General features: G+C 63.7%; 10 protein-coding genes. All 10 read left to right on the top strand.

The features are described from left to right. Positions 1-23 precede the first annotated feature (23 nt). The 10 genes from ACNJYB_RS23970 (at position 24) to rpoC (ending at position 14,397) form a co-directional block, all read left to right on the top strand. The gene (locus ACNJYB_RS23970; RefSeq protein ID WP_439368808.1) at positions 24-557 is read left to right on the top strand and encodes a methyltransferase C-terminal domain-containing protein; all 534 of its coding nucleotides are present in this window, start codon (positions 24-26) and stop codon (positions 555-557) included. A 327-nt stretch (positions 558-884) separates the two neighbouring features. Next, entirely contained in the window at positions 885-1,076 is a 192-nt protein-coding gene (gene secE / locus ACNJYB_RS23965) for a preprotein translocase subunit SecE (protein ID WP_007602984.1), read from the top strand. Continuing rightward, the gene (nusG, locus tag ACNJYB_RS23960; RefSeq protein ID WP_018647229.1) at positions 1,076-1,630 is read left to right on the top strand and encodes a transcription termination/antitermination protein NusG; all 555 of its coding nucleotides are present in this window, start codon (positions 1,076-1,078) and stop codon (positions 1,628-1,630) included. The genes secE and nusG overlap by 1 nt, the downstream gene beginning before the upstream one ends. A 131-nt stretch (positions 1,631-1,761) precedes the next feature. After that, positions 1,762-2,190, top strand: coding sequence for a 50S ribosomal protein L11 (rplK, locus tag ACNJYB_RS23955; protein WP_011088164.1), 429 nt, complete (start codon positions 1,762-1,764; stop codon positions 2,188-2,190). 6 nt (positions 2,191-2,196) lie between these two features. Next, positions 2,197-2,889: a 50S ribosomal protein L1 gene (gene rplA / locus ACNJYB_RS23950; RefSeq protein WP_439368807.1), complete on the top strand. Its 693-nt coding sequence runs from the start codon at positions 2,197-2,199 to the stop codon at positions 2,887-2,889. A gap of 90 nt (positions 2,890-2,979) precedes the next feature. After that, a complete protein-coding gene (locus ACNJYB_RS23945) occupies positions 2,980-3,933 on the top strand; it encodes a 2-hydroxyacid dehydrogenase (protein ID WP_439368806.1) in 954 nt (317 codons plus the stop codon). 590 nt (positions 3,934-4,523) lie between these two features. Then, entirely contained in the window at positions 4,524-5,042 is a 519-nt protein-coding gene (gene rplJ / locus ACNJYB_RS23940; protein ID WP_439368805.1) for a 50S ribosomal protein L10, read from the top strand. 54 nt (positions 5,043-5,096) lie between these two features. Further along, positions 5,097-5,474 carry a 50S ribosomal protein L7/L12 gene (gene rplL / locus ACNJYB_RS23935; RefSeq protein ID WP_018647233.1) on the top strand — a complete coding sequence of 126 codons (378 nt, stop codon included), beginning with the start codon at positions 5,097-5,099 and terminating at the stop codon, positions 5,472-5,474. Positions 5,475-5,952: 478 nt separating this feature from the next. Beyond that, positions 5,953-10,071, top strand: coding sequence for a DNA-directed RNA polymerase subunit beta (rpoB, locus tag ACNJYB_RS23930; RefSeq protein ID WP_183245041.1), 4,119 nt, complete (start codon positions 5,953-5,955; stop codon positions 10,069-10,071). Between the two features lie 129 nt (positions 10,072-10,200). Beyond that, positions 10,201-14,397 carry a DNA-directed RNA polymerase subunit beta' gene (rpoC, locus tag ACNJYB_RS23925; protein ID WP_439368803.1) on the top strand — a complete coding sequence of 1,399 codons (4,197 nt, stop codon included), beginning with the start codon at positions 10,201-10,203 and terminating at the stop codon, positions 14,395-14,397. The last annotated feature ends 34 nt before the right edge of the window (positions 14,398-14,431 follow it).

The following is a 14,431-nucleotide window of genomic DNA, read 5'->3' as shown; positions in this document are numbered from 1 at the left end:
ATTGGCAGCGAAACCGGCTCGGCATGGAGCTGATCGACGTCCAGCACATCGGGACCAAGGGCGGTTCGATTCGCGTGACCGTGCAGCGCGCCGGTGGCGCCAAGAAGCCGTCGGCGGAAGTCGCGCGGTTCGTTGCCGAGGAAGAGCGGCTCGGGGTCGACCAGCCGGCCTATTATGCGCCCTATGTGAAGAAGATCGCTGCCATCCATGACGAATTGGTCGCGATGGCCGACGCGGCCCATGCGCGCGGTCAACTGGTTGCCGGCTATGGCGTCTCCGTGGCCACCACGACGCTGCTGCCGCAGTTCGGCCTGGAGAACAAGATCGACTTCCTGGTGGACGACGATCCCAAAAAGGCGAATGTGATGGCCGGCCCGGGCTATGATATCCCCATCCTGCCGCCCGCCGCCCTCTACGAGCGCAAGCCAGCCTTCGTCGTCGTCTTCGCCTGGCGCTATGTCGACTCGATCCGGGCCAAGCATGCCCGCTGTTTCGCCGAGGGCGGCAGGTTCGTGGTGCCGCTGCCGGGCATTACCATGGTGGAGCGGGCCGACTGACCAGGCCGGCGGGGCTGAAGGGCTCCCCGGGATGACGCCTTGCAGACGGTGGATAAGTTCTTGATCCACATGGCCTCTGCATGGCCTCCGGGGGAGGGCGGCTAGCCCGCACAAGCCCTCTATATCTTGACCTTTGGTCCCATCCGCAGTAGATACCCCGCACTCGCAGCCGGCCCGTTAGACGCGGATCTCCGGCGCGGCTTTAAATCCCCGAACAATCGAGCCCGGTTCCCGGCTCATCCTTCGAGACAGAGGGCTGGGCCAACGGCGGCTGTTCGGATCCCTGAAATTCATGTGCGTCTGTCGACGGACGCTGGACCTCAAACGATGGCAGTCAGCCCGTTCAAGTTCTTGCAGGAAGTGCGCTCGGAGACCGCCAAGGTCACCTGGCCGACCCGCCGCGAGACCACGATCACCACCATCATGGTGTTCGTCATGGTCGCGGTGGCCTCGATCTTCTTCTTCGCCGCCGACCAGATCATCCGTGTCCTCATCACCTTCCTTCTGGGCATCCACTGATGGCTACAGCAACCGCTCAAGTGTCCGACAAGCGCTGGTACATCGTCCACGCCTATTCGAACTTCGAGAAGAAGGTCGCCGAATCGATCCGAGAGCAGGCCAAGCAGCGCGGGCTCGAGGAGCTGTTCGAGCTGGTGCTGGTTCCGACCGAGAAGGTCACGGAAGTGCGCCGCGGCCGCAAGATCGACGCCGAGCGCAAGTTCTTCCCTGGCTACGTGCTGGTGAAGATGAAGCTGACCGACGAGGCGTTTCATCTGATCAAGAACACGCCGAAGGTGACGGGCTTCCTCGGCGCGGAAAACAAGCCGATGCCGATCTCGGAGGCCGAGGCCATGCGCATCCTGCACCAGGTGCAGGAGGGTGTGGAACGGCCGAAGGCGTCGGTGTCGTTCGAGATCGGCGAGAACGTGCGTGTGGCCGACGGCCCGTTCGCCTCGTTCTCGGGTGTGGTCGAGGAAATCGACGAGGCACGCTCGCGCGTGAAGGTCGCGGTGTCGATCTTCGGCCGCGCAACGCCCGTCGAGCTGGAATTCGGTCAGGTCGAGAAGGTCTGACCGGGTAACGCGTGAGGCCTTGGGTCTTACGCAGCAAGAGGCCGTGGGAGGGAGAGGGCGGTTGCCAGCCGCATCCGACCCAGACCACGAACCTGAAACCGCCGGCCCCGCCGGCACAACAGGAGTGATACATGGCAAAGAAAGTGACCGGATACCTGAAGCTTCAGGTCCCGGCCGGTGCGGCGAATCCTTCGCCCCCGATCGGTCCCGCGCTCGGTCAGCGCGGTCTCAACATCATGGAGTTCTGCAAGGCGTTCAACGCCCAGACCCAGAAGGAAGAGAAGAACACCCCGATCCCGGTGATCATCACCATCTATGCGGACCGTTCCTTCACCTTCGAGATGAAGACGCCGCCGATGTCCTACTTCCTCAAGCAGGCTGCCAAGATCCAGTCCGGCTCGAAGGCGCCAGGCCGTGACAAGGCCGGCAAGGTGACCAAGGCGCAGGTGCGCGAGATCGCCGAGAAGAAGATGAAGGACTTGAATTGCGACACCATCGAATCGGCCATGAAGATGGTCGAGGGCTCCGCCCGTTCGATGGGTCTGGAAGTTGCGGGGTAAGCGGCCATGACAATCGGAAAGCGTTTGAGCAAAGCCCGCGAAGGCATTGACCGCGAAAAGCTTTACCCGCTCGCGGACGCCATCAAGATGGTCAAGGAGCGCGCGAAAGCGAAATTCGACGAGACCATCGAGGTCGCCATCAATCTCGGCGTCGATCCGCGTCATGCCGACCAGATGGTTCGCGGCGTCGTGACCCTGCCGAACGGCACCGGCCGTACGCTCCGCGTCGGCGTGTTCGCCCGCGGCGCCAAGGCCGACGAGGCCAGGGCCGCCGGTGCCGACGTCGTCGGCGCCGAGGACCTGGTCGAGAAGGTGCAGAACGGCTCGATCGATTTCGACCGCTGCATCGCCACGCCCGACATGATGCCGCTGGTCGGCCGCCTCGGTAAGGTGCTCGGCCCGCGTGGCCTGATGCCGAACCCGAAGATCGGCACCGTGACCATGGACGTCACCGGCGCGGTGAAGGGTGCCAAGGGCGGCTCGGTCGAGTTCCGCGTCGAGAAGGCCGGCATCCTGCAGGCCGGGGTCGGTAAGGCCTCGTTCTCCGAAGAGAAGCTTGTCGAGAACATCAAGGCTCTCGCGGACGCTGTCTCCAAGGCGAAGCCGGCTGGCTCCAAGGGAACGTACATCCAGCGCGTTGCGGTGTCCTCGACGATGGGCCCCGGCGTGAAGGTCGAGCCGGGCACCATTCTCGGCTAAGGACCGGCAATCGCATGAGGCGAGGGGCGGAATCGGGCGACCGATTCCGCCCCTCGTCGTTCTTGCGGGCGCTGACAGGAAACAAGAACGATGGCTGACAAGGTCCTGATCTACTCGCGCTTTCCCAAGACGATGATGGCGCGTTTCGCGGAGCGGTTCGAGCTGCTCGACACCGGCGGCAAGCCGGCGCGCGAGGTGTTTTCGGCGGACGAGCTCAGCGGCATCCGTGCGATGCTGACCGCGGGCGGCTCGCCGCTGGGCGCGGAAGCGATGGACCTGTTTCCAAAGCTCGGCGCCATCGTCTGCTACGGTACCGGCTATGACGGCGTGGACCTGAAGGCGGCGGCCGCGCGCAACATCGCGGTCGGCCACAGCCCCGGGGCCAATGCAGCCTCCGTCGCCGATATCGCGATGACCCTGATGCTTGCGGCAACGCGGCGGATTTTGGTGGCCGACCAGTATGTCCGCAGCGGTGATTGGGCTGCGGCGAAGCAGTCGCCGATGATGCGCCCGCAAGCCGGCATGCCCGGCCGCCGCGTCGGCGTCTTTGGCATGGGCGAGATCGGCCGCAAGATCGCGGCACGCTGCGTCGCCTTCGAGAGCGAGGTCGGCTATTTCAGCCGCACCCGGTACGATCTACCTTATCAATATTTCCCGTCGCTGGAAGCGCTGGCTGATTGGTGCAGCCTACTGATGATCGCCGTGCGGGCGGGGGCCGAGACCCAACATGTCGTCAATGCCGACATCCTCAAGCGCCTCGGCGCCGACGGCTACGTGGTCAACATCTCCCGCGGCTCTGTCATCGACGAGAAGGCCCTGGTCGCGGCGCTCGCCGACAAGACCATCGCCGGCGCCGGCCTCGACGTCTTCGAGAAGGAGCCGCACGCGCCCGACGCGCTGACCGCGCTCCCCAACGTCGTGTTCGCCCCCCATATCGGTGGCCACACCCTGGACTCGCACGTCGCCATGCAGAACTGCGTGGTGGCGAACCTGACGGCGTTCTTCGCGGGCAAGCCGCTGCCTTATGCGGTGAAATCGGCCTGAATCGGTCCTTGTTGGGCCATCTCAAGCCCCGCCGGCAACGGACTGGAACTGGTGTGAATTTTGCTCTTGGCAAGCCGGCCCGGAGCGGTTAAAGGAACCGCCTCCGGACGTGCCGGCCTCGGCTGGCGCGTCCGTGCACGCATTCCGAAAACCCGACGCGACAGGAGATCATTCCTTTTCAGGACGTCCGTAAGGATTTGCCCGAAAAGGAAGGAAAACCCGTCGGTTGGCTGGGGTGCGGGCAGAGGTCGGGCGGTTCGCCGACTGACCTTGTCCTGTCCAAGACTGCAGGCGCCTGCGGGAAGTTCCGATTTCTCAAAGGCTTAATCGCATAGCCTGCATAGACGGGTGAAGACCGGATTTCACTTCGCTCCCAGCTCTAAGGGCTGGCTTCGCGAAACGGGTCTGGTTCGGACCTCGACACGCCGCGAGCCCTTTAAGGCGGGTTCTCGGAGGGCAGGCTTTGAATTGTCGTCTTGCCCGGCGTGTCCGAAGGGTTTTTGACCCCGAGGTTCAGGTTTGGGCGGGACGATGGGTGCAACCCGGCGGTCCCGCTTCTCGCGATGACCGCCAACCGGAGAGAGCTTGCTGTGGAACGAGCGGCAAAAAAAGAAGCGGTCGAACAGCTCCATGAGGTCTTCAAGGCCACGGGCGTCGCGATCGTTGCTCAATATTCCGGCCTCACCGTCGCCCAGATGCAGACTCTGCGCAAGCAGATGCGGCAGGCTGGCGCATCGGTGAAGGTCTCGAAGAACCGTCTCGCCAAAATTGCTCTTGAAGGCACTGACGTCGTTGCCATCGGCCCCATGCTGAAGGGGCCGACCGTGATCGCGACTTCCAATGATCCGGTAGCGGCGCCGAAGGTCGCCATCGACTTCGCCAAGGCGAACGAAAAGTTCGTCATCGTCGGCGGATCGATGGGTAAGACCGTCCTGAATGTCGACGGCGTGAAGGCGCTTGCCTCGCTGCCGTCGCTTGACGAACTGCGCGGCAAGATCGTCGGCCTCATCGTGGCCCCGGCGACCAAGCTGGCCCAGCTCGCCAACGCGCCCGCGGGCAAGCTCGCGCGCGTCATCCAGGCTCATGCCTCAAAGGGCGAAGCGGCCTGACGCCCTTCGCAAAACTCAAACCCGAACCAGACTTACACGTAAGGAAACTGAACAATGGCTGACTTGCAGAAGATCGTTGACGACCTCTCGAGCCTCACGGTGCTCGAGGCTGCCGAACTCGCGAAGCTCCTCGAAGAGAAGTGGGGCGTTTCGGCTGCCGCGGCTGTCGCCGTGGCCGGCCCGGCTGGTGGTGGCGCTGCCGCCGCTCCGGCCGAAGAGAAGACCGAGTTCACGGTCGTTCTCGCCTCCGCTGGCGAGAAGAAGATCGAGGTCATCAAGGAAGTCCGCGCCATCACCGGTCTCGGCCTGAAGGAAGCAAAGGACCTCGTCGAGGGTGCTCCGAAGCCGTTGAAGGAAGGCGTGAACAAGGAAGAAGCCGAGAAGATCAAGGCCCAGATCGAGAAGGCTGGCGCCAAGGTCGAGCTCAAGTAAGCACTGTTTACTGGCGGGATCTCGGGCAAGCATCGGCTCAGCCCGGGATCCTGGTCCACTTGAGACGGTGGACCGGATGCAAAAGGCGTGCGACGGGGCGCCCTGACGCAGGTCAAACACGAAAAAGTGTGGGGATTTGAGGGTTTGTCCCTCGAATCTACACTATTGTCGCCCCATATCGGGTCGACAGCACGAAAGCGCGGTGGCAGGGAGGCCGGACTTCCCTGTAAGCCGTTGGGAGAGCAGGCTATTTCGGGCTTTTGCAGTCCGTGAAGACAATCGTTGTGACGGGCGGGCGCGCACACCAGCGCCCCGCGCGTCGTTTTGCGTTTTGAAGGTCTGAAGAACAGATTCAGGGCATTCCCGCCTGAGCCTGAGTTTCCGGCCCAAAACGGGTTCGAAAAATTCAACCCGGGGAGCGGTGGCAGCCGCGTTCCGGACGGCGCGCCCAGAGTGGGCGACGAAATGAGAGGCCACGATGGCGCAGCAGACATTCACCGGTCGCAAACGCGTTCGCAAGTTCTTCGGACACATCAAGGAAGTCGCGGAGATGCCGAACCTCATCGAGGTTCAGAAGGCGTCCTATGACCAGTTCCTGATGGTCGACGAACCCCAGGGCGGTCGTCTTGACGAGGGTCTGCAGGCGGTGTTCCGCTCGGTGTTCCCGATCTCGGACTTCTCGGGCACCTCGATGCTGGAATTCGTCCGCTACGAGTTCGAGCAGCCCAAATATGACGTCGACGAGTGCCGCCAGCGCGGCATGACCTTCGCGGCCCCCCTCAAGGTGACGCTGCGCCTCATCGTGTTCGATATCGACGAGGAAACCGGCGCGAAGTCGGTGAAGGACATCAAGGAGCAGGACGTCTACATGGGCGACATCCCGCTCATGACGATGAACGGCACCTTCATCGTGAACGGCACCGAGCGCGTCATCGTCTCGCAGATGCACCGTTCACCCGGCGTGTTCTTCGACCACGACAAGGGCAAGACCCACTCCTCTGGAAAGCTGCTGTTCGCCGCCCGCGTGATCCCGTATCGCGGCTCCTGGCTCGACATCGAGTTCGACGCCAAGGACATCGTCTATGCGCGTATCGATCGTCGCCGCAAGATTCCGGTGACGTCGCTGATGTTCGCCCTCGGCCTCGACGGCGAAGCGATCCTGTCCACGTTCTACAAGAAGATCCTCTACAAGCGGACCAAGGAAGGCTGGCGCGTTCCGTTCGACGCCAACCGCTTCCGCGGCTACTCGACCGTCAACGACCTGATCGACGCCGACACCGGCAAGGTCGTGCTCGAGGCCGGCAAGAAGCTCACCGTCCGTGCCGCCCGTCAGCTCCAGGAGAAGGGGCTGAAGGCGCTGCGCATGGCTGACGAGGAGCTGGTCGGCAACTACGTCGCCGAGGACCTCGTCAATCCGAAGACCGGTGAGATCCACGCCGAAGCCGGTGAGGAAATCACCGACAAGCTGATGAAGGCGCTCAACGAGCAGGGCTACAAGGAGCTACCGCTGCTCGACATCGACCACGTCAATGTCGGCCCCTACATCCGCAACACCCTCTCGGCCGACAAGAACATGACACGCGAGGATGCGCTGTTCGACATCTATCGCGTGATGCGCCCGGGCGAGCCGCCGACGCTGGAATCGGCGCAGGCCATGTTCCAGTCGCTGTTCTTCGACGCCGAGCGTTACGACCTCTCCGCGGTCGGCCGCGTCAAGATGAACATGCGCCTCGACCTCGATGCGCCCGACACCCAGCGTACGCTGCGCAAGGAAGACATCCTCTCCGTCATCAAGACGCTGGTGGACCTTCGCGACGGCAAGGGCGAGATCGACGACATTGACCATCTCGGCAACCGCCGTGTGCGTTCGGTCGGCGAGCTCATGGAGAACCAGTACCGCATCGGTCTCCTCCGCATGGAGCGCGCGATCAAGGAGCGCATGTCGTCGGTCGATATCGACACGGTCATGCCGCAGGACCTGATCAACGCGAAGCCCGCGGCCGCCGCGGTGCGCGAGTTCTTCGGCTCCTCGCAGCTCTCGCAGTTCATGGACCAGACCAACCCGCTGTCGGAGATCACCCACAAGCGCCGCCTGTCGGCACTTGGACCGGGCGGTCTGACCCGCGAGCGCGCCGGCTTCGAGGTGCGCGACGTGCATCCGACGCATTACGGCCGGATCTGCCCGATCGAGACGCCGGAAGGTCCGAACATCGGCCTGATCAACTCGCTCGCGACCTTCGCGCGCGTGAACAAGTACGGCTTCGTCGAGACGCCGTATCGCAAGGTCAAGGACGGTCGCGTCACCGACGAGGTCGTGTACCTGTCGGCGATGGAGGAGGGCCGCTACACGGTCGCGCAGGCCAACGTGCCGCTCGACCCGAAGGGCCGCTTCACCGAAGACCTCGTGGTCTGCCGTCACGCCGGCGAAGTCTTGCCGGTGACGCCGGACAAGGTCGACTACATGGACGTGTCGCCGAAGCAGCTCGTCTCCGTCGCCGCGGCGCTGATCCCGTTCCTCGAGAACGACGACGCCAACCGCGCGCTGATGGGCTCGAACATGCAGCGCCAGGCGGTGCCGCTGGTTCGCGCCGAGGCGCCGTTCGTCGGCACCGGCATGGAAGGCGTGGTTGCCCGTGACTCGGGCGCCGCGATCGCGGCGCGCCGTTCGGGCGTGATCGACCAGATCGACGCGACCCGCGTCGTCATCCGCGCCACGGAAGATCTCGATCCGACCAAGTCGGGCGTCGATATCTACCGGCTGATGAAGTACCAGCGCTCGAACCAGTCGACCTGCATCAACCAGCGTCCGCTGGTGAAGGTCGGTGACATCGTCAAGAAGGGCGACATCATCGCCGACGGTCCGTCGACCGATCTCGGCGAACTCGCGCTCGGCCGCAACGTGCTGGTCGCGTTCATGCCGTGGAACGGCTACAACTTCGAAGACTCGATCCTGCTCTCCGAGCGGATCGTGAAGGAAGACGTCTTCACCTCGATCCACATCGAGGAGTTCGAGGTGATGGCCCGCGACACCAAGCTTGGACCCGAGGAAATCACCCGCGACATTCCGAACGTCTCGGAAGAAGCGCTGAAGAACCTCGACGAAGCCGGTATCGTCTACATCGGTGCGGAAGTGCGCGCCGGCGACATCCTGGTCGGCAAGATCACGCCGAAGGGCGAAAGCCCGATGACGCCGGAAGAAAAGCTGCTGCGCGCCATCTTCGGCGAGAAGGCCTCGGACGTCCGCGACACCTCGCTGCGCGTTCCTCCGGGCGTGCAGGGCACGATCGTGGAAGTCCGCGTGTTCAACCGTCACGGCGTCGACAAGGACGAGCGTGCGCTGGCGATCGAGCGGGAAGAGATCGAGCGTTTGGCCAAGGACCGCGACGACGAGCAGGCGATCCTGGACCGCAACGTCTACAACCGTCTTGCCGAGCTGCTCGAAGGGCGGCAGGGCATCGCGGGTCCCAAGGGCTTCAAGAAGGACACCAAGATCACCCGCGCGGTGCTCGAGGAGTACCCGAAGTCGCAGTGGTGGCTGTTCGCCTCGCCGAACGACAAGCTGATGGCCGAGATCGAGGCCATGCGGAAGCAGTACGACGAGTCGAAGAAGGGGCTAGAGCAGCGCTTCCTCGACAAGGTCGAGAAGCTCCAGCGCGGCGACGAATTGCCGCCCGGCGTGATGAAGATGGTCAAGGTCTTCGTCGCGGTGAAGCGCAAGATCCAGCCCGGCGACAAGATGGCCGGCCGCCACGGCAACAAGGGCGTGGTGTCGAAGATCGTGCCGATCGAGGACATGCCGTTCCTCGAGGACGGTACGCACGCCGACATCGTGCTCAATCCGCTGGGCGTGCCCTCGCGGATGAACGTCGGACAGATCCTCGAGACGCACCTCGGCTGGGCCTGCGCCGGCCTCGGCAAGCGTATCGGCCAGACGGTCGATGCCTACCTGTCGAAGCAGGACATCAAGCCGCTGAAGGAAACCTTGAAGAAGGTCTACGGCGAGGACGAGACCATCAAGTCGCTCAACGACAACGAGCTGCTCGAGCTCGGTCATAACCTCAGCCGAGGTGTGCCGATCGCAACCCCGGTGTTCGACGGCGCCAAGGAAGCCGACATCGAGGAGATGCTGAAGCTCGCCGGTCTCGACGCTTCGGGGCAGTCGACCGTCTATGACGGCCGTACCGGCGATCCGTTCGATCGCAAGGTGACGGTGGGCTACATCTACATGCTCAAGCTGCACCATCTCGTCGACGACAAGATCCATGCGCGTTCGATCGGTCCGTACTCGCTCGTCACCCAGCAGCCGCTGGGCGGCAAGGCGCAGTTCGGCGGCCAGCGCTTCGGCGAAATGGAGGTGTGGGCGCTCGAGGCTTACGGTGCGGCGTACACGCTCCAGGAAATGCTGACGGTGAAGTCGGACGACGTCGCCGGCCGCACCAAGGTGTACGAGGCGATCGTGCGCGGCGACGACACGTTCGAGGCCGGTATTCCGGAATCGTTCAACGTGCTGGTCAAGGAAATGCGCTCGCTCGGCCTCAACGTCGACCTGCACAACTCCAAGATGGGACCGGCGCCGACGTCGGAGGCGGCCGAGTAATTCGACCTTTCATGCCCGGCCCTCGCGGCCGGGCATTGGCGCCCCGCCCGAGGCCTTGAGGGCAGGGCGCCCTGCAGAAGTGATTTTCGAATTTGCGGCCGGAGGCGACCGGCACGCGAGGAGAAGACGATGAACCAAGAAATTATGAATCTCTTCAACCCGACGACGCCGGCTCAGGTCTTCGACCAGATCCGGATCTCGATCGCGTCTCCAGAGAAGATTCTGTCCTGGTCCTACGGCGAGATCAAGAAGCCGGAGACCATCAACTACCGTACCTTCAAGCCCGAGCGCGACGGCCTGTTCTGCGCCCGCATCTTCGGGCCGATCAAGGATTATGAGTGCTTGTGCGGCAAGTACAAGCGCATGAAGTACAAGGGCATCATCTGCGAGAAGTGCTCGGTCGAGGTCACGCTGTCGCGCGTCCGGCGCGAGCGCATGGGCCATATCGAGCTCGCAGCCCCCGTCGCCCACATCTGGTTCCTGAAGTCGCTGCCCTCGCGCATCGGCCTTCTGCTGGACATGACGCTGAAGGATCTCGAGCGGATCCTCTACTTCGAATACTACGTCGTCCTCGAGCCGGGTCTCACCGCGCTCAAGGACCGTCAGCTCTTGTCGGAAGACGAGTACCTGAAGGCGCAGGACGAGTACGGCCAGGACAGCTTCACCGCCATGATCGGCGCCGAGGCGATCCGCGAACTGCTCAAGGGCATGGACCTCGAGAAGCTCGAGGCTTCGCTGCGCGTCGAGATGCAGGAGACCGATTCCGACATCAAGCACAAGAAGCTGGCCAAGCGCCTGAAGATCGTGGAAGCGTTCCGCCACTCCGGCAACAAGCCGGAATGGATGATCATGACCGTGGTTCCGGTGATCCCGCCAGACCTGCGTCCGCTGGTGCCGCTGGACGGCGGCCGCTTCGCGACCTCTGATCTCAACGACCTCTACCGCCGCGTCATCAACCGCAACAACCGGTTGAAGCGGCTGATGGAGCTGCGCGCGCCGGACATCATCATCCGCAACGAGAAGCGCATGCTTCAGGAAGCGGTCGATGCGCTGTTCGACAACGGCCGCCGCGGCCGCGTCATCACCGGCGCCAACAAGCGTCCGCTGAAGTCGCTCGCCGACATGCTCAAGGGCAAGCAGGGCCGGTTCCGTCAGAACCTGCTCGGCAAGCGCGTCGACTATTCGGGACGTTCGGTGATCGTGGTCGGTCCCGAGTTGCGCCTGCATCAGTGCGGCCTGCCGAAGAAGATGGCGCTCGAGCTGTTCAAGCCGTTCATCTACTCGCGGCTTGACGCCAAGGGCCTGTCCACCACCGTCAAGCAGGCCAAGAAGCTGGTCGAGAAGGAGCGGCCCGAGGTCTGGGACATCCTGGACGAGGTCATCCGCGAGCATCCGGTGCTGCTGAACCGCGCGCCGACGCTGCACCGCCTCGGCATTCAGGCGTTCGAGCCCGTGCTGATCGAGGGCAAGGCGATCCAGCTTCACCCGCTGGTCTGCTCGGCGTTCAACGCCGACTTCGACGGCGACCAGATGGCCGTGCACGTTCCGCTGTCGCTCGAAGCGCAGCTGGAAGCGCGCGTCCTGATGATGTCGACCAACAACATCCTGCATCCGGCGAACGGCCAGCCGATCATCGTGCCGTCGCAGGACATCGTGCTCGGTCTCTACTACGTCTCGATCATGCGCGAAGGCCTGCCCGGCGAGGGCAAGGTGTTCGGCGACATGGCCGAGCTCGAGCACGCCCTGCATGCGAAGGTCATCCACCTCCACACCAAGATCAAGTACCGGTGGGAAGGCATGGACGAGACCGGCAAGGTCACCAAGCGCTGGATCGAAACCACCGCCGGCCGAGTCATGCTCGGCAACCTGCTGCCGAAGAACCCGCGCATCTCGTACGAGATCATCAACAAGCTGATGACCAAGCGCGAGATCTCGGGCGTCATCGACCAGGTCTACCGTCACTGCGGCCAGAAGGAGACCGTGATCTTCTGCGACCGCATCATGGCGCTGGGATTCTACAACGCGTTCAAGGCCGGCATCTCGTTCGGCAAGGACGACATGGTCGTGCCGCACGGCAAGTGGAAGATCGTCGACACCACCCGTACGCTGGCGAAGGATTTCGAGCAGCAGTACAACGACGGTCTGATCACCCATGGCGAGAAGTACAACAAGGTCGTCGACGCCTGGTCGAAGGCCACGGAAGAAATCGCCAAGGCGATGATGAAGGAGATCTCCGCCACCAAGAAGACGGCGAGCGGAGCCGATGCCGACATCAACTCGATCTACATGATGGCCCACTCCGGTGCCCGCGGTTCGCCGGCCCAGATGCGCCAGCTCGCCGGCATGCGCGGCCTGATGGCCAAGCCGTCGGGTGAGATCATCGAGACGCCGATCATCTCGAACTTCAAGGAAGGCCTCTCGGTCCTCGAGTACTTCAACTCGACCCACGGCGCCCGCAAGGGGCTCGCGGACACCGCGTTGAAGACCGCGAACTCGGGCTACCTGACCCGTCGTCTCGTCGACGTCGCGCAGGACTGCATCATCACGCAGAGCGACTGCGGTACCAAGCTCGGCATCAAGATGCGCGCCATCGTCGACGCCGGCACGGTGGTCGCTTCGCTCGGCTCGCGCATCCTCGGACGAACGGCCTGCGAGGACATCCGTGACAGCTCGGGCAAGGTGATCATCAAACGCGACACGCTGATGGAAGAGAGCCATCTGGACGCCATCCAGCAGGGTGGTGTGCAGGAGGTGAAGATCCGCTCGGCGCTGACCTGCGAACTCGTCAACGGCATCTGCGGCAAGTGCTACGGCCGCGACCTCGCCCGCGGCACGCCGGTCAACCACGGTGAAGCGGTCGGCGTCATCGCGGCGCAATCGATCGGTGAGCCGGGCACCCAGCTGACCATGCGCACCTTCCACATCGGTGGTGCGGCGCAGCTCAACGAGCAGTCGTTCGTCGAAGCCAATTTCGACGGCAAGATCGTGATCAGGAACAAGGCCATCGCCCGCAACAGCGAAGGTCACCTGATCGCGATGGTGCGCAACATGGTGGTGGCGATCGTCGATGCCGACGGCACCGAGCGTGCGACGCACCGCGTCCAGTACGGCTCGCGCCTGCACGTCGACGAAGGCGACATGGTCAAGCGCGGCCAGCGCATCGTCGAGTGGGATCCCTACACCCGTCCGCTCCTCACCGAAGTCGAAGGTACGATCGGCTTCGAGGATCTGGTCGAGGGGCAGTCGATCTCGGAAACGCTCGACGAGGCCACCGGTATCGCCAAGCGCGTGGTCATCGACTGGCGCTCGACCCGCGGCGGCTCGGACCTGCGTCCGGCCATCGTGGTCAAGGGCAAGGACGGCAAGGTGCTCAAGCTCGCCCGTGGCGGCGATGCCCGCTACATGCTGTCCGTCGATGCCATTCTCTCGGTCGACATCGGAGCCAAGGTCGCGCCGGGCGACATCCTCGCCCGTATCTCGACCGAAAGCGCCAAGACGCGTGACATCACCGGCGGTCTGCCGCGCGTGGCGGAGCTGTTCGAGGCACGGCGTCCGAAGGATGCGGCGATCATCGCCGAGATCGCGGGCACCATCCGGTTCGGGCGCGACTACAAGAACAAGCGTCGCATCTCGATCGAGCCGATGGACAAGACCGAGGAGCCGCGCGAGTACCTGATCCCGAAGGGCAAGCACATCCACCTTCAGGACGGCGACGTCGTCGAAAAGGGCGACTTCATCGTGGAAGGCAACCCGGCGCCGCACGACATCCTGGCGATCAAGGGCATCGAGGAGCTCGCGGCCTATCTGGTCAACGAGATCCAGGAAGTCTACCGGCTCCAGGGCGTGCTCATCAACGACAAGCACATCGAGGTGATTGTCCGTCAGATGCTCCAGAAGGTGGAAGTCACCGATCAGGGCGATACGGACATGATCTCCGGCGAGCAGGTCGACAAGATCGAGTTCGACGCGCTGAACGAGAAGGCCAGGGAAGAGGGCAAGAAGCCCGCCACGGGAACGCCGGTTCTGCTCGGCATCACCAAGGCGAGCCTCCAGACCCGCTCCTTCTTCTCGGCGGCCTCGTTCCAGGAGACCACCCGCGTCCTCACCGAGGCGGCGGTCAACGGCAAGATCGATCCGCTCGAAGGCCTCAAGGAGAACGTCATCGTCGGCCGGCTGATTCCGGCAGGCACCGGCGCCTCCATGGCCAAGATCCGCGAAGTCGCGATGAAGCGCGACAAGCTGATCCTGGACGAGCGCGAGAAGCAGGCGTCTGTCGTGCCGCCCGCGCCGGAGGCGGAGCTTCCTGCGCTGCCGCCCGCGGAATGATCGTTCATCCGTAGGAATACCGAGGACAATGAAA

The organism is Bradyrhizobium sp. SMVTL-02, assembly GCF_051853005.1.
GTDB lineage: Bacteria > Pseudomonadota > Alphaproteobacteria > Rhizobiales > Xanthobacteraceae > Bradyrhizobium.
The sequence above is the reverse complement of the archived record's forward strand: the minus strand, read 5'-3'. Positions and strand labels throughout refer to the sequence as shown.